Source organism: Rhodococcus huquni (assembly GCF_055231055.1).
Genome location: NZ_JBUYWE010000002.1, coordinates 315,672 through 333,151, shown reverse-complemented (window position 1 = coordinate 333,151; position 17,480 = coordinate 315,672). Strand labels below are relative to the sequence as shown.

The window sequence follows — 17,480 nt, the reverse complement described above, 5'->3', positions numbered from 1 at the left end:
GTGGCACTGAACAACGGCGCACTCATCGCACAGCGTTATCGTCTGATCCGGCTCATCGCCACAGGCGGAATGGGTCAGGTCTGGGAGGCGACGGACAGTCGCCTCAACAGGCGTGTGGCCGTGAAGGTCCTCAAGTCGGAGTTCTCGTCCGATCCCGAGTTCCTCGAGCGGTTCCGCTTCGAGGCCAGGACCACCGCCCAGCTCAACCACCCGGGCATCGCCGGCATCTACGACTACGGCGAGATCCAGGACAGCACCGGCGAATCTCTGGCCTACCTGATCATGGAGCTCGTCAACGGCGAGCCCCTCAACACCGTGCTGTCGCGGGTCGGACGTCTCGCGGTTCCGCACGCTCTCGACATGCTGGAGCAGACCGGCCGGGCGCTGCAGGAAGCGCACGACGCCGGTGTGGTGCACCGTGACGTGAAGCCCGGCAACATCCTGATCACGCCGACCGGTCAGGTGAAGATCACCGACTTCGGTATCGCGAAGGCACTCGAGAACTCCCCCGTCACCCGCACCGGAATGGTGATGGGCACCGCGCAGTACATCGCCCCGGAGCAGGCCCTCGGCGAGGATGCCAGCGCAGCGAGCGACGTGTACTCCCTCGGCGTCGTCGGCTACGAAGCGTTGTCCGGCCGCCGCCCGTTCGTCGGCGAAGGCGCCCTGACCGTGGCGATGAAGCACGTACGGGAGACCCCTGCGCCGATGCCGGCCGATCTCCCGGTCAACATTCGCGAGCTCATCGACATCACGATGGCGAAGGACCCGGTCGCCCGGTACTCCAACGGCCACGAGTTCGCCGACGCGGTCGCCGCGGTTCGTTCCGGACGTCGGCCACCGCCGCCCGGGACGGGAGGCGGCCCCTCCACCGGGCGGGTTCTCCCGCCGATGGGTACCGGGTCGACGCAGATGATGCCGACGTCGCAAACTTCCTATTCGGGCCCGACCACCGGCTACGCTGCCGCGTCACCGATGGATCCGGAACCGGAGGACGAGAAGAAGGGTCTGTCCAGCGGACAGAAGGCCATGGCCTGGGGCGCAGGCGGCCTGCTCGCTCTGGCCGCGGTCATCGCGCTGGTCATGATCCTGTTCGACACCGGCGGCGACGACAAACCGACGACGCCACCGCCGCTCAGTACGTCACTGCGCACGATCACGACCACGCAGCCTCCGGTCACCACGACTCGTGAGACGACTCAGGAACCGACGACGACCCAGCCGACGACCACCGAGCCGACCACGACGACCGAACAGCCGACGACCACCACCACCGAGCGCACCACCACCACCACGACGACCGAGCCGACGACCACCACCACTGAGCCGACGACCACCGAAGCGACGACTACCGAGGAATCGGATACGACTCAGCAGCAAGGACAGCCATGACGACACCGCGCAACCTCTCCTCACGTTACGAGTTGGGTGAGATTCTCGGCTTCGGTGGCATGTCCGAGGTCCACCTGGCACGCGACGTCCGCCTGAGCCGTGACGTGGCGATCAAGGTGCTGCGAGCCGACCTCGCGCGCGATCCCACGTTCTATCTGCGTTTCCGCCGTGAAGCGCAGAACGCGGCCGCCTTGAACCACCCCGCGATCGTGGCGGTCTACGACACCGGTGAGGCCGAGACGGACGCCGGACCGTTGCCGTACATCGTCATGGAGTACGTCGACGGCGACACCCTGCGCGACATCGTTCGCAGCAAGGGGCCGATGACGCCCCGTGAGGCCATGGAAGTCATTTCCGACGTGTGTGCCGCGTTGGACTTCAGCCACCGAAACGGCATCGTCCACCGCGACGTGAAGCCGGCGAACGTGATGATCAACCGGGCCGGCGCGGTCAAGGTGATGGACTTCGGTATCGCCCGCGCGATCTCCGATGCCTCCAGCCCGATGACGCAGACCGCTGCCGTGATCGGCACGGCCCAGTACCTGTCGCCGGAGCAGGCGCGCGGCGAGCAGGTCGATGCCCGATCGGACGTCTACTCGCTCGGCTGCGTGCTGTTCGAGGTCCTCACCGGGGAGCCTCCGTTCAAGGGCGACTCGCCGGTTGCGGTTGCGTACCAGCACGTTCGGGAAGATCCGCAGACGCCGTCCGAGATCAATCCGGACATCCCCCGTGAACTCGACTCGGTCATCCTCAAGGCGATGAGCAAGAACCCGGCCAACCGCTACCAGAGCGCCGCGGACATGCGCAGCGACTTGGTGCGGGTGCTGGGTGGGCAGCGTCCGAGCGCCCCGATGGTCATGAACGACGAGGACCGGACCACGTTCCTCGGTGCTGTCGACTCCGGCCACAACTCACCACGCAAGGCTGTGCCCGCCGGATCGCCGGACTCCACCGACGACGGCCCGTCGAACCGCAAACCGTTGAAGATCGCACTCATCGCCATCGCCTCCATCCTGGCGGTGGGCATCGTGGGTGCGTTCCTGTGGTCGTTGACGGGCGGCTCCAAGGACAACGTGGCGATTCCGGACGTCACGGGACAGAGCGCCGAAGAAGCGATCACCAACCTGCAGAACGCAGGGCTGCGCGTCTCGCGTCAGGACAAACCCGATCCCGTCGTGGCGGTCGGCAACGTCATCACCACCCGTCCGGTCGCCGGATCGCAGGTGGAAAGTCAGAGCACGGTGTCACTCGAGGTGTCCACCGGGCCCGAGGAAGTGAAGATCCCGAGACTGGCGGGCCTGAGCCGCGAGGAAGCGCAACAGGAGCTTTCGGCAGTGGGCCTGCGGCTCGACAACGAGGTCGCGAGAACGCCGTCCACCACGGCGGAGGTCGACAAGGTGGTGGCCCAGGAACCGTCGTCCGGCACGAGCATCGCGGTCGATTCCCCGGTCACGGTCACGCTCGGCACCGGCCCGGAGCAGATCCGGGTCCCCGATGTCACCGGCCAGACCGCACAGGTCGCCAAGGCGAACATCGAGGGTGCGGGCTTCAAGGTCGACGAGCAGCAGATCGACTCCGGGCAGGCGTCCGGCGAAGTGGTGTCGTCGAGCCCCGCGGGCGGGTCCACGGCCGCCAAGGGCGACACCATCGTGATTCGGGTGTCCAACGGCAGCAACATCTCGATGCCTGATCTGACCAACCAGTCGGTCTCCCAGGCGCTCTCCGCACTGCGGGCGGCCGGCTGGTCGGGATCGTCCTCGTCGATCACTCAGAACAAGACGTCCACCTTGGACCCCGAGATGGTCGGCAAGATTCTCACGCAGCAGCAGCCGCCCGGCTCCGAGATCGAGAAGGACGCGAACATCACGGTCAACGTCGGAGCCCTGGGGATTCCGCGCTGATCGTGCCGCGCTGACCGACTGAACCGAACGAAGTGGCTCAGGCTCCCAGAGCCTGGGCCATTTCGGTTTCCAGGGCAGCCACGAGAGCCTCGGCGGGAGCTTCACCGCACACGCCGAGCCAGTTCGCGAGCATCCGATGACCGCCCTGCGTGAGGACGGACTCGGGGTGGAACTGAACTCCGTGAATGGGCAGTTCACGGTGACGCATCGCCATCACGATGCCGTTGTCCGTGCGGCCGGTGACCTCGAGTTCGTCGGGAATCGTCTCCGGCAACACGGTCAACGAGTGGTAGCGGGTGGCCGTGAACGGATCGGGTAGGCCGGCCAGCACGCCCTCGCCGCTGTGGTGGACGACGCTGGTCTTCCCGTGCAAGAGCTCGGGAGCACGGTCCACCGTTGCGCCGAAGGCCGCACCGATCGCCTGATGCCCGAGGCACACTCCCAGCAACGGGGTCCCGGCCTTCGCGCAGGCCGTCACCAGGTCCATGGTGGCGCCGGCACGCTGCGGTGTTCCGGGTCCGGGGCTGAGAAGGATGCCGTCGAAATCTGCGGCGGCCGCCGCGATGGCCTCCGGGCCGGTGACTCCGGGATCGTCGTTACGCCACACCACGGCCTCGATGCCGAGCTGGCCCAGGTACTGGACCAGGTTGAACACGAAGCTGTCGTAATTGTCGACGACCAGAATCCTCATGGGTCGAGGGTATGCCGTCCGCTCACCCGCCCGTGAACCCGGGGATGCTCACATCAGGCGACGTGGCCTGCGAATACCCCAGTCCGAACCGAGTCGCGTACTGCTTGAAAACTCGGATCCCCGGTTCGTTCGCCAGCGTGGCCTCGAGCCGCGCCGGGTCGCCGATCGCCGACACCACGTATGGCGGACTGTAGGTGCGGCCGTGCAGAAGCAGCGTGTTTCCGATGCATCGCGGCGCCGAGGTGTTGACTATGCGCTGATCTTGCATGCTCATGGCCTCCGCCCCGCCAGCCCACAGCGCGTTGAGAACACTCTGCACATCCTGTTGATGTACGACGAGGTCGTCCGGGGTCGCGTCGACCGGATACTTGCCGTCCGCGCCGCGCGGCGCGTCGGTGAGCGTCACGGTGACGCCAGGTCCGGTCACGGGCGTGAGGCCGGCGTCGGCGGCGAGTGCGTCGGTCTGCTCCAGGGCCTCGGCGACTCCGGAGTCGGAGGTCGCCGCCTGCTGCTGCACGGTCGCGACCCGAGCCGAAAGGTCGTCTCGGGTGGCAGCCACCTCGTCGACCTTCTTCTGCGCGTTGCGCACGAGATCCGACAACCGGGTGGAATCTCCGGCACGTAGCTCCAGGCCATGAGAGGCCTCGCGGGTGGTCGAGATCATCAGACCGGCCACCAGACACACCACGAGCACGAGAATGCGCCAGAACATCGCTCTGCTCGGTCGCTTCCCAGCCACTCGATTCCTGCCCTCCCACGTACCTGCGCTACCGGTGTCCTGCGCTGTTAGCGTGTACTCAGACGCAGGTGTTACGAATCTACCTGCACACACTCCTGTACAGCCGCACGAGCGAGGACGTCATGCCGAAGTCGAAGGTCCGTAAGAAGGCCGATTACACGATCAACCCTGCAACCCGCGCCCAGGGGAAAGTGAAGGCCGGTCCGTCCAGCCCGCTCTACGTGTCGGTGATGTTGGGCTTCATGCTCGTCGGTCTGATCTGGCTGATCGTCTACTACTTGGCGGCCGACCAGCTGCAGTGGATGAACGACCTCGGCGCCTACAACTTCCTCATCGGATTCGGCTTCATGGTCGTCGGCCTCATCATGACCATGAAGTGGCGATGACAGCTCGGTGACGGTAGCAATTACACGGTTGTCATTCATCCCCACTGTGCACAGAGCCTGTGGATAACTCGGATAGGCCTATGCCTGAACAGGGAAAACTCGAGTGGGCGACGCCTTGGGGTGTCATCGTCGCGCTCGCCGTCGGCGGCCTGGCCCTCGTCGGGGCGTCATTTCTGGTCTCCACGGAACCGGCCGGTCGCGTACTCGTGACGGTCGCTGCGTTGGTGATGCTGGCGTCTGCCGCTTCGGGTGCCGTGCAGCGTCCACGTCTGGTCGCCCACACCGAGGGCCCGGACAGCGGAATCACCGTGCGGAAGCTCACGGGACGACGCTCTTACTCCCGGACCGAGATCACGCGCGTGCGGCTCGTCCGGTATCCGCGGTTGGGCAGGCGGGTCCCGATGCTGGAGATCGACGCGACGGACGCGGACGGCACAGAGCGATTGCTGATCTTCGGGCGATGGGATCTGGGCACCACGCCTCAGAACGTGTTCGACTCGTTCGCCGCGCACGGCCTGGTTCCGCCCGAGAAGAACTAGAACCCGTACATCTCGCGTAGCTGCACGACGCGCAGCACGATCACGCCGAGGGTGATCACGACGACGGCGGCGACGGCCGCCCATCCGATCCGAACCGCCTTCTCGCGGTTGTTTCCCGCGCCCAACCATTGGGGCGCGTAGAGCAGTCCGGCGGCCACACCCGCGCCGGCCAGGAGCCCGCCGAGGTGACCCCAGAACGAGATTCCGGGGATCGAGACGCTGATGATCACGTTGATGACGATGACCGAAATGATCGGGGCGGGACTGCGACGCAGCCGAAGCAGGATGATCGCCTCTGCGCCCATCAGGCCGAACACCGCACCCGACGCCCCTGCGGTCAGCGCGTCGATCTGGAACGCCATGACCGCGGCCGATCCGCCGAGGATCGATGCCACGTACACGGCGATGTAGCGAGACCGGCCGAGAATCAGTTCGACGTCGCGGCCGATGATGTACAGCGCGAACATGTTGACGGCCAGGTGAATCAGGCCGAAGTGCAGGAACCCGCTACCGAGAAGGCGTTCGACGTCGCCGTCGGCCACGGCCGGAGGGAACAGCGCCCACGCCCGGAACAGACTCGAGCCCAACTCGTTCCGCATGATGCTGCCGGACTGTGCGGCAGTCGCGAGAAAGATGGCGATGTTCGCCGCCATCAAGATGTAGGTCACCAGCGGCGTCGACCGCTTCTGCGTCACCGTGTTGCCGGCGACGCCACGAACAGCGCGCTGGTTCTTGCTCGCCGCTGCCACACAATCCACGCACTGATAGCCGACAGCGGCCTCACGCAGACAGTCCGGGCACGCCGGACGGCCGCATCGATTGCAGGACAGGGAGGTGGGGCGATCCGGGTGGCGAACGCACCGCGGCTGGGGCGGAGAGCCCTCGTTCGCAGCTCCACCCCAGCCGGGGTTCGTCATACGGTCTCGTCCCTCTCAGGCGTGTGTCTTCAGGAAATGGAGACGCTGTTGATCACGACGGGCTCGACCGGGCGATCGCTGCGGTCGACCTTGGTCGAGGAGATCGCGTCGACGACCTTCTTCGACTCCGCATCGACGACCTCACCGAAGATGGTGTGGCGACGGTTGAGGTGCGGGGTCGCGCCGGTGGTGATGAAGAACTGCGATCCGTTGGTGCCCGGGCCCGCGTTGGCCATGGCCAGCAGGTACGAGCGGTCGAACTGCAGCTCGGGGTGGAACTCGTCTGCGAACTGGTAGCCCGGTCCGCCTGCGCCGGTTCCGGAGGGGTCGCCGCCCTGGATCATGAAGCCGTCGATGACGCGGTGGAAGATCGCACCGTCGTAGAACGGGCCCGAGTCGGTGCCACCGGCGTTGGCGGTGGTGTACGCCTTCGTGCCGTCGGCGAGGCCGGTGAAGTTCTCCACAGTCTTCGGCGCGTGGTTGCCGAAGAGGGCGATCTTGATGTCGCCGCGGTTGGTGTGGAGCGTTGCGGTTGCAGTCTGATTGGGTGAAGTCACACCACCATGTTGCCACGCGATACGGGAAACACGTTTGTTCGGGGAGTCACGTTTTCCTGGAGCCGGACGCGCGCTGTGACAAGGTGAGAGCATGACACGCACGACTGAGACCCTCACAGCACCGTCCGTCTCGATCCCCGAGCCGCTCCTGCGGGCGAAGGACTCGGAGAAGGTCGACGAAGCGGTCCGAATCGCCCGTACGGGCGCTCTCACCGTGGGCCGTGGACTCGGCCAGGCCGGAGTGTTTCTCGGCCGCCAAGGCCTCGAGCTGGCCAGGAAGGGCGCCGAGCGCGCCCAGCACGTGCCCGTGCCTCAGGTGCAGGCCGTAGCGGAGAAGATACTTCCGGAGCCCGAGCCGAAGCCGAAGCGTCGGGGCCGGAAGATTCTGATCGCTCTGGGTGTCGGTGCCGTCGCTGCCGGCGGCGTCGCGTTCTACAAGAGCCGCCACCGCGAGCAGCCGCCCGTCGCCCCGGCGCCGCCGACTCTCGCGCAGGAGCAGCCGAAGCCTTCCACGCCGGCCGCGTCTGCACCCAAGGCGGCCCCGGCCCCGAAGGACACCACGCCCGGCGCCCCGAAGGACACCACGCCCGGCGCCCCGAAGGACACCACGCCCGGCACTCCGAAGGCCGCCGCGCCCAAGCCCGCGCCGACGCCCAAGCCGGCACCCACAGCCAAGCCGGCGCCCAAGCCGAGCGCGCCTTCTGCAGGAAAGAGCACTCCTCCGGCCGGCACGAACGGCAAGCACGCTGCGGACGACGGCTCTTCGTCGACTCCGCCGTCCTCGGAGTAGGCGCAACCCGGGCGGACTTCGGCCTATCGGCAACCTCCATGCAGAGAATATGATGTAGATCACTGCATGAGGAGGGGCTATGTCCGCTCTACGAACCGCCGGTCGCTTTGTCGCTTTGGCTGCGCCCGTTGCGGCTGCGCTTGTTCTCGCAGCTCCAGCGGGCGCAGCACCCCATCCGTTCGGCGGCGCTGCCGTCACGGTGGGCTGCCCCAATCAGGGCAGCTTGATGTCCATCACCGGTATGACGGGCGACACTGTGGCGCCCGGCGTGATCCGATTCGACTCGTTCCCCGGTGCGTTCCCCATGCCCGCTGCCGCTCAGGTAACGGTGGCGTGGGTCAACACCAACACCGGCCAGTCCGGGATCACCAACCTCGGCGGTGTCTATCCGAACCTGTCGGCCACCGTGAACACCGGCATGGGCAACGTCATCGCCACCGGATTCGGGTCCATCAATTGGGGCAGCAGTCCTATCTGCCAGAGCAACCCCGCCATAGGCACGTTCATCGCCTGACCTAGGCCAGTGCCACACCCAGCAGGACGAAGGCTGCGATCCCGGTGACGGTGCGAACGAGGTGCCACCGATTCCACGGGTCTTCGAAGTTCTGCCGTGCACGCCGTCGTTCCTCGTCGGTACCGACAAGGGCCCGATCGAGTGCGTTGTTCAACGGAATGTTCGCGGCAACCGTGATCGCGAACGTCACGATGGCGAGCACCGCCGCCACGACGAGCAGTATCAGCGATTCACGCCCGTCCCACAGTTCGAGCACGGCTGTCGTCACTGCCAGCAGTGGCGCCCCGCAGAACGCGAGCAGGAACCAACCGTTCACGATTCCGACGTTGATCGATCGGCACGTGTCGACGTAGGTGGCATCGTCGACCAGGCGCATCGCCGGCCGAATCGCGCAGACGAACCCGAAGTACACGCCTGCGAGCAGGCCGTTCGTGACGATCGCCACGATCAGAACGAGGTCGGATACGACGGTCGGCACGATCCTCACCGCTTTCGGGAGTGTGATTGCTGTCGATATCGACGCTATGGCGCTAGAGGTGTCGCTTCAATACCGGAAAGTCCGAGAATCATGCCCGTTCGTCCACTCACGGGATCTGCGGAAGCTCGTCGATCAGCGCCAATGCGGCTGGTGACGGCGGTCTTGCCCAGATCACCCGCTGGGTCCTTCGGGGAGCGTCGTGCACCTGCACCGACTTCAGACCCACGGCTGTGGTCAGTGGATCGGGTGGCAGCATCCCGACACCGAGACCTGCAGCGATGGCATCGCGGATGGAAGCGGTGGTGTCGGCCTCGACGACGATGCACCGCGACACCCCCACCAAACTGAAGGCATCGTCGGTTTCAGCCCGGGCGTGGGTACCCGAGGGGAAGTCGACGAAATCCTGGTCAGCCAGATCCGCGAGGCCCAATTCCTTCCGGCCGGCGAGGGATGCCCCGGCGACAAGACGAGTTCCAGGCGCTCCTCGAGCAGTTGGTGGTCGGCGACGCCACGACGTGTCGCTCCGATCGGTGCCGCGATGAACGCGATATCGATCGCCCTGTCCACCACCCCCTGGTACATCTCCTCGCTTCGACGGGCGACGACCCGGAGATCGACGGCCGGGTGCCGGTCCCGGAACTGTCGGAGTGCCGTGTTGAGGTCCACAGCGGTGAGGTTCGGGATGCTTCCCACCGTCAGTCGGCCGGTCAGCTCGCCGGCCGAGGCGACGGCGATCGCCCGTGCACGCTCCACCGCAGCGAGTGCTTCTCGGGCAGCGCGAACGAACTGGGCGCCGGAAGGGGTGGGTTCGACCCGTCGGTTCGTCCGGAGGAAGAGCCGAACGCCGAGCTCGTGCTCCAGCTCGGTGACGCCATGACTGAGCGCCGACTGGACAACGTGACAGCGCTCGGCAGCGCGGGTGAAGTTCCGTGCCTCGGCAACTGCGATGACATAGCGCAGTTGCTGCAGCTCCACGTGTACCTCCTTGGTAGATGAATCAGATCGATCATATGCAGAGAAGCATCTGTTGGACAGATGATTGTGTGGGACAAACACTTGGAGCCATGACCACAACCCAGCGCTCGGAGTCCCCTGACCAGTCCGACGACGCGACGAACATTGCCCGGAGCGAGGTATTCGACTCGGGACTGTTTCGCCTCATGGCCCTGGCCGCGGGCCTCTCGGCGTCGGCTCTCTATCTCGCTCAGCCACTGCTGCACCGGTTGTCGGTGGAGTTCGGACTGAGTGCGGCACAGAGCAGCTGGCTGGTGACCGGCGCACAGGCCGGATACGCCGTCGGCCTTCTACTGCTCGTCCCACTCGGGGATGTCCTGCGTCGCAGCCGACTGTCCGTTGCACTCCTACTGTCGACGGCGACGCTGCTCGTCGGCGTGACAGCCGCCGCCGACGGCTCGATGCTTGTCGCGGGGACGGTGGCCGCGTCCATGTCGGCCGTCGGCGCGCAAGTCCTCGTACCCATGGCTGCCGCTATGGCACCCGAAGGTCGAAGCGGACGGTCGGTCGGAATTGTGATGGCGGGCGTACTGTCCGGCGGTCTGCTCGGGCGTGCCGCCAGTGGAGTGCTCGCCGACGTCGCCGGCTGGCGCAGCGGGTATTGGATCACTGCTGCGGCACTGGTCGTCACAGCGCTGGTCCTGAGACGGCGACTGCCTGCCGATGCAGCGCCCTCCTCCCCGCTCACGCTCACCCGCTACCTGCAGCTGCTGGGCTCGTTGATCACTCCTCTGCGACAGCTGGCAGTACTACGCCGCCGAACCCTCGTGGCCGCACTCGCCATGTCGGCGTTCACCATTCAGCTCGCGGTCGTCACCTTGAGACTGTCCCAAGCCCCGTTCGGCTGGGGCACTACCGCCATCGGAGCCTTCAGTCTGCTCGCCCTTGCGGGAATCGCGCTGATGCCGTTGACAGGACGATTGGTGGACGCGGGGCACGCGCACGCCGTCACCACCATCGGCCTGGCTCTCGAACTCGGTGCCTGGATCCTCATGCTCGTGACAGGTTCGACCATCCTCGGCCTGGCCATCGGGGTCGTCGGCCTGATCGTGGGACAGCAGGCGGTCTTGACCGCGACGCAAGCCACCATTTACGCGCTCTCGCCGGAGGCGCGCAGTCGGATCAACGCGGTGTTCATGGCGCTGTGCTTCGCCGCCGGCGCGTCGGGGTCGGCCCTCGCAGCCGTCGCTTGGTCGGTCGCCGGCTGGTCGGGTGCCTGCGTGGTGGCAGTTCTCCTCGCTCTCCTCGGGCTCGGCACCCAGATCGTCACTCGCGGACGCTGAACGAGTCCGCTCGGACAGTCGACTCCCTACAGAAGGACCGTCATGAAACTCCTGGTGCAGCGGCAACGATCTGAAACGAATGAAGGGCGCCTCCCGGTTTCCCGGAAGGCGCCCTTCATTTTGTGGAGCCTAGGAGATTCGAACTCCTGACATCTGCCTTGCAAAGGCAGCGCTCTACCAACTGAGCTAAGGCCCCGTTACCTCGTGCCAGACCTCGTCGCGAGTGAGCAACTTGGCCAATCCGAAGGCTACCAACACTCCGGCTCCCACTGCGAGGAGCACCTTCATGTTCGTAACCTTCCTGTGCACTTGGAGTGGGCCTAGGAGGACTTGAACCTCCGACCTCTTCGTTATCAGCGAAGCGCTCTAACCGCCTGAGCTATAGGCCCTCGAGTGCGGAACAAGACGCATTTTTGCACGTCTCGAACCGAGTGGGAAGATTACCCCACCGGACCGGCGGATACCAAAACAGGTCCGGTGGGACAGCCTTTTTCCCAGCTCAGTCCCGGTCGGCGAGGGTCACTTCGAGACCACCCACCAGATCGGAACACATGTTGTAGATGAACGAACCGATCGTCGCGAGAGCGGTCATCAGCACCATGTTCACCAGACCGATGATGGCTGCGTAGCCGAACACCTGGCCTGCCGTCACGAGCCCCTCGGAGCCCGTGTCCGACACGATGTCGGTGAACGCGTTGTTCAGTCGGTCCCACACGCCCATTCCGTCCAGGACGATGTAGAGCAGACCGACCGCGACCATCCACACGAAGAACAGCGACACCGAGATCACCGAAGAGATCTTCAGCATCGACCACGGATCGATCTTGCGTAGCTGCACGGTTGCGCGCAACGGACCATCCTCGGCCGCAGTGACCTTCTGCGGGCCGACGCTCGCGGCGGCGACCTTCGGCTGCTGACCTGTCGTCGACGGCTGTGCAGCCGGCAACGGATGCTTGGCCTCCGACAGATCGGGCATGTCCTTCGGAAGGGTCTTGCGATCGATGTGCCGAGTCGGCCCGTCGATTGCAGCAGCCTTCGCCTTGGCAGCCTCACGCTGCTGAGCAGGCTTCGCCTGATCGGCGGTGGGCGGCGCAGTCTTCTGCGGAGGAGCCGGCCGCTGCGGGGCTACCTTCGATGCGCCCGCACCGGCCTGCGGCGGTGACACGCGAGGTGTGGCTGCCGTCGGCGTCTGCGCCGAAGTGGCACCCGCCTGAGCCGGCTTCTGCTGACCAGTCGCCGGGCTCTGCGCGGGTGCCTGCTTCGAGGCAGGGGCCTGGCCCGCTTCCGACTTCGGTGGCTCCGGACGCTTCAGGTTGGTCTGCGGCTCACGCTGCTGACCAGCCGGGGGCGCCGCCTTGGATGCCGGAGTCTCACCGGTACCGGACTGCGGCTTCTGCGGCGGCTGCCCACCCTGAGGTGCCTGACCTGACTGAGGTGTCTGGCCGGACTTGGGCGCCTGGGCGGCCTGACCGGCAGCCCCACGCTGCCACGGCGGAGCCTGCGTGCCCCGGACGTTCGGCTGTCCGGAACTCTCCGGCGGACGCGGCGGCACCGGACGCTGCGAGCTCGAACCCGCAGGAGCCTGTCCGGAACCCGTGCGCGGCTGCTCAGCTGCCGGACGGGCCGCCGGCGGCTGCTGTGGCGGCGTGCCCGACTGCCGCGGCGGCAGAGGCGGCAGAGGCGGACGACCCGAAGGCGTCTGCTCCGAAGGACGCTGCGATGCCGACTCGGCATCGGGGCGTGCTGTCTGTCCCGGCCGCTGCGGCGGCGGAGTCGAAGCAGCAGACGAACTCTGCGGCTTCTCGTCCTTGCCGGGCTGGTTGGGAGTGCTCACTCAGGACTCCTTGGCTCCGTTATCGGCGCTGTTGGCATTGTCGGCGACTTCTTCCGGTTCGTCGGCGTTACGTGCGATCGCGAGGAGGTTGTCGCCCTCGCCGAGGTTCATCAACCGAACACCCTTCGTCTGCCGACCCGCCTTGCGTACCTGCTTGGCCGCGGTGCGAATGACACCGCCACCCGAGGTGATCGCGTACAGCTCATCGTCGTCGTCGACGATGAGCGCTCCGACAAGGGTGCCACGTTTCTTGTCGTACTGAATGGTCAGCACGCCCTTGCCGCCGCGTCCCTGAGGCATGTAGTCCTCGATGGGTGTCCGCTTGGAGTAGCCGCCCGAAGTCGCCACCAGCAGGTAGGTGCCGTCGCGCACCACGTTCAGCGAGAGAAGGACGTCCTCCTCGTTGAAGCGCATGCCCTGAACACCGGAGGTCGCGCGTCCCATCGGACGTAGCACCTCGTCGGTAGCGGAGAAACGAATCGACTGGCCCTTGGCGGAGACGAGAAGCAGATCGTCGTCGGAGGAGCACAGCACCGCGCCGACCAATTCGTCCTCGCCGCGCAGGTTGATCGCGACGATGCCGCCGCTGCGGTTCGAGTCGAAGTCGGTGAGGCGGGACTTCTTGACGAGACCCTTCTGGGTGGCCAGAACCAAGTAGGGCGCATCCTCGTACGTCTTGATCCGGATGACGCTCTGAATCCGCTCGTCCGGCTGGAATGCCAGCAGGTTGGCGACGTGCTGCCCGCGGGCGGTGCGACTGGTCTCGGGCAGCTCGTAGGCCTTGACCCGGTACACGCGACCCTTGGTCGTGAAGAACAGCAGCCAGTCGTGAGTCGACGTCACGAAGAAGTGCCGGACGATGTCGTCCTGCTTGAGGGTCGCACCCTGAACACCCTTGCCGCCGCGCTTCTGCGATCGGTAGAGGTCCGTACGGGTGCGCTTGGCGTAGCCCGTCTCGGTGATGGTGACCACGACGTCTTCGCGGGCGATCAGATCCTCGTCGTTCACGTCGCCGTCGGCGCCGATGATCTTGCTACGACGCTCGTCGCCGTACTTCTCGACGATCTCTTTCAGCTCGTCCTGGACGATCTGACGCTGACGCTCGGGCCGGTCGAGAATGTCCTTCAGGTCCGCGATCTCGCGCTCGATCTCGGCGAGTTCGTCGACGATCTTCTGGCGTTCGAGAGCGGCGAGACGACGCAGCTGCATCGCCAGGATCGCGTCGGCCTGAATCTCGTCGACCTCGAGCAGCTCGATCAGCCCTGCACGGGCGATGTCCACGGTCCGCGACGCCCTGATCAGGGCGATGACCTCGTCGAGGGCGTCGAGCGCCTTCACGAGACCACGCAGAATATGAGCGCGCTCCTCCGCCTTGCGAAGCAGGTACTCGGTGCGCCTACGAATGACCTCGATCTGGTGCACGACGTAGTAGCGGATCATCTGGTCGAGGCGCAGGGTGCGCGGCACCCCGTCCACGATCGAGAGCATGTTGCAGCCGAAGCTGGTCTGTAGCTGGGTGTGCTTGTAAAGGTTGTTCAGGACCACCTTCGCAACCGCGTCACGCTTCACGGTGACGACGATGCGCATACCCGCGCGGTCCGAGGACTCGTCGTGGATATCGGAGATTCCCGCAATCTTTCCGTCGCCGACCTGCTCTGCGATGGAGGTGATCAGGTTGTCCGGGTTCACCTGGTACGGCAGCTCGGTGATGACGATCGTGGTGCGCCCCTTGGCATCTTCCTCGATCTCCACCACGCCGCGCATCCGGACCGAACCACGTCCTGTGGTGTAGGCGTCGTGAATTCCCTGCCCGCCCACGATGAGTCCGGCCGTCGGGAAGTCCGGGCCCTTCACTCGTTCCATGCACGCCGCGAGGGTGGTCTCCTCGTCTGCCTCGAAGTTCTCGAGGGCCCAGTAGACGGCCTCCGCAACCTCGTTCAGGTTGTGCGGCGGGATGTTCGTCGCCATACCGACCGCGATACCGCCCGAACCGTTGATCAACAGGTTGGGGACACGGCTGGGGAGAACCGTCGGTTCCTGTGAGCGGCCGTCGTAATTCGACTGGAAATCGACTGTCTCGTGGTCGATCTCGCGGAGCATCTCCATCGCGAGCGGCGTCAGCCGGCACTCGGTGTAACGCATGGCGGCTGCGCCGTCGTTACCGCGCGATCCGAAGTTGCCCTGACCGTCGACGAGCGGGTACCGCAAGGACCACGGCTGCGCCATACGCACGAGGGTGTCGTAGATCGAGGAGTCGCCGTGCGGGTGGTAGTTACCCATCGTCTCGGCGACCGGACGCGCAGACTTCACGTAGCCACGGTCGGGGCGGTAACCGTTGTCGTACATCGCGTACAGAACGCGACGGTGCACCGGCTTGAGGCCGTCTCGAACGTCGGGCAGGGCACGGCCCACGATCACGCTCATTGCGTAATCGATGTAGCTGTTCTGCATCTCCTGCTGAATGTCGACGGGCTCGATGCGATCGTGTCCCGGACCCTCCGGAGGCAACGTTGTGTCTGTCATGAGCTCCTTCTTCTACTCGGCTAGACGACTCCCCCGGACCACGAAGACTGGCGGAACGTCGCGCAACCACCCGAGTCTATAGGTGCAGGTCAGCTGACAGCGCGAAGGACTCGGGTCTATCGGTGCTCGAACTCGCGATCGATCGACTCGGCAGCGAGGGTGTCGGCCTCGAGATCGAGTTCGGCAGCGACCCGGTCGGGTGCCATGAGGAGCGCGGTGATCGGGATCGTGAGGACCAACAGACCCACCACGAACACCGGGAACAGGATCGAGAACACCTCGACACCCTGCGGCTGAGCACTTGCCGGGTCGACCGCGACTTCGAGGGCGTACACCGCGATGTAGTGGGACGCGACCAATGCGATTCCGGCGCCGAGCGCCGTAACCAAGCGCAGCGGCCGGGCATCGACGGCCTGCACGGTCCACAGCAAGAGGACGGACGCGAACAGGCTCACGACCGCCGCCGCCGCCGTCAGTGCGATATCGAAGTCGATGGTGCCCTGGACCCCCACCGCGGAGGCGATCGTCAGATTCATCGCCGTGGCCCCGGCGGTGAGAATCGCGGCGCCGATCAACAGACGTCCGAGTTCGACCGACCGCGTCGGCGCTCGATGGCGATTCGGCGGCGGACTCACCGCGAACAGCGCGGCGAATCCGGTCGCGATGGCAACCAGAATCGACACGGTGACCCAGACGAGGTCGAAGCGAATGCTGCTGCCCTCGATCTCGAGTCCGACCATTCCGATGATCTGCGGAAGCCACAGACCGATACCGCCGATGGACAGTGCGCCCCACGCCAACCACGACGCGCGGTGGCGCGCCCCGTCCACCGTGACCGATTTTCGTGCGCTTGCTACCCCGACGAAGATGCCGGCGAAAGAAGTTGCGATGGCGAGCGCGAGGACCCACGTCCCCATCGAGAATTGATCAAGGTGGTCAGTCAACGTTCATCCCTCTGAAGAGCCGAGCGGTCGGTGGAAATCAGTACGCCGGAGTCTGCAGCTTCCGCAGCGCATACTCGGTTATTGCCACCAGTGCCTGCTTCGCGGACTCACGCTCACGTGCATCGATCGGAATGATCGGCACCTCGGACGAGATGGCGAGCGCGGCACGGATGTCCTCGACGGGGTAGCGCGGCGCATCGTCGAACTCGTTGATCGCCACGAGGAACGGCAACTGACGAGCTTCGAAGAAGTCGACGGCCGCGAAGCTCTCGTCCAGACGGCGGGTGTCGATGAGCACGATCGCTCCGATGGCGCCCTTGATGAGGTCGTCCCACATGAACCAGAACCGGTGCTGGCCGGGCGTACCGAACAGGTACAGGACCAGATCCTCGGCAAGGCTGATGCGCCCGAAGTCCATGGCGACCGTGGTGGTCGCCTTCTCCGGAGTCGAGTTCAGGTTGTCGACGCCGTCACTGGCGTTGGTGACGAGAGCCTCGGTGCGCAGGGGCACGATCTCGGAGACGGCTCCCACAAGCGTGGTCTTGCCCACGCCGAATCCACCTGCGATCACGATCTTCGTGGAGGTGACCCGCTTCTGGGAGTCAGATTTCGCGTAGTCCACTGAGGACCCTTTCGATGAGTTCACGACGTTCGGAGTCTGTCGAGTCTTCCTTCAGCGTCGCCAGGATCTGGAGATGGCCGGATTCGACCAGGTCTGCGACCAGGACTCGCGCCACCCCGAGAGGCATACCCACGCGGGCTGCGATCTCGGCGACGGACGGCGATTCCTTGCACAGAGCCACGATGGCGGCGTTCACGTCGTCGAGTTCCCACTGACGATCGGCCGAATGAGGCAGTGCTTGAATGAGCGCCTCGAGCGCGAGTTCGACTGCCGGTCGTGTACGCCCGGAAGTCAAGGCGTACGGCCGAACGATGTTCGGACCGGGAGACGATTCGTAGTTCTGGTCATCCATGGAC

The 17,480-nt window shown here is 65.6% G+C and carries 18 protein-coding genes, 2 tRNA genes and 1 pseudogene; 7 read left to right on the top strand and 14 right to left on the bottom strand.

What is annotated here, in order from left to right; all coding sequences use genetic code 11:
* On the top strand, nucleotides 1-1,392 hold the full coding sequence (locus ACZI8R_RS05120; protein ID WP_463378493.1) for a serine/threonine-protein kinase: 1,392 nt from the start codon (nucleotides 1-3) through the stop codon (nucleotides 1,390-1,392).
* Nucleotides 1,389-3,293: a Stk1 family PASTA domain-containing Ser/Thr kinase gene (pknB, locus tag ACZI8R_RS05115; protein WP_463378492.1), complete on the top strand. Its 1,905-nt coding sequence runs from the start codon at nucleotides 1,389-1,391 to the stop codon at nucleotides 3,291-3,293. Before ACZI8R_RS05120 ends, pknB begins: the two co-directional genes overlap by 4 nt.
* 37 nt (nucleotides 3,294-3,330) lie before the next feature.
* On the opposite strand, the gene ACZI8R_RS05110 is transcribed toward pknB, so the two are convergent.
* Both ACZI8R_RS05110 and ACZI8R_RS05105 read right to left on the bottom strand, forming a co-directional pair.
* Nucleotides 3,331-3,984: an aminodeoxychorismate/anthranilate synthase component II gene (locus ACZI8R_RS05110; RefSeq protein ID WP_463378491.1), complete on the bottom strand. Its 654-nt coding sequence runs from the start codon at nucleotides 3,982-3,984 to the stop codon at nucleotides 3,331-3,333.
* A 22-nt stretch (nucleotides 3,985-4,006) separates the two neighbouring features.
* Entirely contained in the window at nucleotides 4,007-4,696 is a 690-nt protein-coding gene (locus ACZI8R_RS05105) for a DUF881 domain-containing protein (RefSeq protein ID WP_463378764.1), read from the bottom strand.
* 149 nt (nucleotides 4,697-4,845) lie between these two features.
* Here ACZI8R_RS05105 and crgA point away from each other — a divergent pair, with 149 nt between their 5' ends.
* The gene (gene crgA, locus ACZI8R_RS05100; protein ID WP_463378763.1) at nucleotides 4,846-5,109 is read left to right on the top strand and encodes a cell division protein CrgA; all 264 of its coding nucleotides are present in this window, start codon (nucleotides 4,846-4,848) and stop codon (nucleotides 5,107-5,109) included.
* 80 nt (nucleotides 5,110-5,189) lie between these two features.
* Nucleotides 5,190-5,648, top strand: a complete 459-nt coding sequence (locus ACZI8R_RS05095; protein ID WP_463378490.1) for a PH domain-containing protein — start codon at nucleotides 5,190-5,192, stop codon at nucleotides 5,646-5,648.
* On the opposite strand, the gene ACZI8R_RS05090 is transcribed toward ACZI8R_RS05095, so the two are convergent.
* Together ACZI8R_RS05090 and ACZI8R_RS05085 are read right to left on the bottom strand one after the other, a co-directional pair.
* On the bottom strand, nucleotides 5,645-6,565 hold the full coding sequence (locus ACZI8R_RS05090) for a rhomboid family intramembrane serine protease (RefSeq protein ID WP_463378489.1): 921 nt from the start codon (nucleotides 6,563-6,565) through the stop codon (nucleotides 5,645-5,647). The genes ACZI8R_RS05095 and ACZI8R_RS05090 overlap by 4 nt on opposite strands.
* 29 nt (nucleotides 6,566-6,594) lie before the next feature.
* Nucleotides 6,595-7,122, bottom strand: a complete 528-nt coding sequence (locus ACZI8R_RS05085) for a peptidylprolyl isomerase (RefSeq protein WP_463378488.1) — start codon at nucleotides 7,120-7,122, stop codon at nucleotides 6,595-6,597.
* Between the two features lie 91 nt (nucleotides 7,123-7,213).
* On the opposite strand from ACZI8R_RS05085, the gene ACZI8R_RS05080 reads away from it, so the two are divergent.
* Nucleotides 7,214-7,912: a hypothetical protein gene (locus ACZI8R_RS05080; RefSeq protein WP_463378487.1), complete on the top strand. Its 699-nt coding sequence runs from the start codon at nucleotides 7,214-7,216 to the stop codon at nucleotides 7,910-7,912.
* Between the two features lie 79 nt (nucleotides 7,913-7,991).
* Nucleotides 7,992-8,426 carry a hypothetical protein gene (locus ACZI8R_RS05075; RefSeq protein ID WP_463378486.1) on the top strand — a complete coding sequence of 145 codons (435 nt, stop codon included), beginning with the start codon at nucleotides 7,992-7,994 and terminating at the stop codon, nucleotides 8,424-8,426.
* Nucleotide 8,427: 1 nt separating this feature from the next.
* Here ACZI8R_RS05075 and ACZI8R_RS05070 read toward each other — a convergent pair whose 3' ends face one another.
* From ACZI8R_RS05070 to ACZI8R_RS05060, 3 genes and pseudogenes are all read right to left on the bottom strand, one after another.
* Nucleotides 8,428-8,904 carry an anthrone oxygenase family protein gene (locus tag ACZI8R_RS05070; RefSeq protein ID WP_463378485.1) on the bottom strand — a complete coding sequence of 159 codons (477 nt, stop codon included), beginning with the start codon at nucleotides 8,902-8,904 and terminating at the stop codon, nucleotides 8,428-8,430.
* A 106-nt stretch (nucleotides 8,905-9,010) separates the two neighbouring features.
* Nucleotides 9,011-9,334 (bottom strand): LysR substrate-binding domain-containing protein, encoded by a 324-nt coding sequence (locus ACZI8R_RS05065; protein ID WP_463378484.1) that lies wholly within the window; start codon nucleotides 9,332-9,334, stop codon nucleotides 9,011-9,013.
* 98 nt (nucleotides 9,335-9,432) lie between these two features.
* Nucleotides 9,433-9,879 (bottom strand): annotated as a pseudogene (locus tag ACZI8R_RS05060) (LysR family transcriptional regulator); the annotation flags it as partial.
* Between the two features lie 89 nt (nucleotides 9,880-9,968).
* On the opposite strand from ACZI8R_RS05060, the gene ACZI8R_RS05055 reads away from it, so the two are divergent.
* On the top strand, nucleotides 9,969-11,201 hold the full coding sequence (locus ACZI8R_RS05055) for an MFS transporter (protein WP_463378483.1): 1,233 nt from the start codon (nucleotides 9,969-9,971) through the stop codon (nucleotides 11,199-11,201).
* Between the two features lie 123 nt (nucleotides 11,202-11,324).
* On the opposite strand, the gene ACZI8R_RS05050 is transcribed toward ACZI8R_RS05055, so the two are convergent.
* The 7 genes from ACZI8R_RS05050 to ACZI8R_RS05020 form a co-directional block, all read right to left on the bottom strand.
* Nucleotides 11,325-11,397 (bottom strand) — tRNA-Ala (locus tag ACZI8R_RS05050).
* Between the two features lie 119 nt (nucleotides 11,398-11,516).
* A tRNA-Ile gene (locus ACZI8R_RS05045) sits at nucleotides 11,517-11,590 on the bottom strand.
* Between the two features lie 110 nt (nucleotides 11,591-11,700).
* Nucleotides 11,701-13,035: a DUF3566 domain-containing protein gene (locus ACZI8R_RS05040; protein ID WP_463378482.1), complete on the bottom strand. Its 1,335-nt coding sequence runs from the start codon at nucleotides 13,033-13,035 to the stop codon at nucleotides 11,701-11,703.
* Complete coding sequence (gene gyrA / locus ACZI8R_RS05035; RefSeq protein WP_463378481.1) at nucleotides 13,036-15,558, bottom strand: DNA gyrase subunit A; 2,523 nt, start codon at nucleotides 15,556-15,558, stop codon at nucleotides 13,036-13,038.
* 116 nt (nucleotides 15,559-15,674) lie between these two features.
* Nucleotides 15,675-16,502 (bottom strand): MHYT domain-containing protein, encoded by an 828-nt coding sequence (locus ACZI8R_RS05030; RefSeq protein WP_463378480.1) that lies wholly within the window; start codon nucleotides 16,500-16,502, stop codon nucleotides 15,675-15,677.
* A 37-nt stretch (nucleotides 16,503-16,539) separates the two neighbouring features.
* Nucleotides 16,540-17,124 carry a GTP-binding protein gene (locus ACZI8R_RS05025; protein ID WP_463378479.1) on the bottom strand — a complete coding sequence of 195 codons (585 nt, stop codon included), beginning with the start codon at nucleotides 17,122-17,124 and terminating at the stop codon, nucleotides 16,540-16,542.
* On the bottom strand, nucleotides 17,105-17,476 hold the full coding sequence (locus ACZI8R_RS05020) for a DUF742 domain-containing protein (RefSeq protein WP_463378762.1): 372 nt from the start codon (nucleotides 17,474-17,476) through the stop codon (nucleotides 17,105-17,107). Before ACZI8R_RS05020 ends, ACZI8R_RS05025 begins: the two co-directional genes overlap by 20 nt.
* Nucleotides 17,477-17,480: the final 4 nt, after the last annotated feature.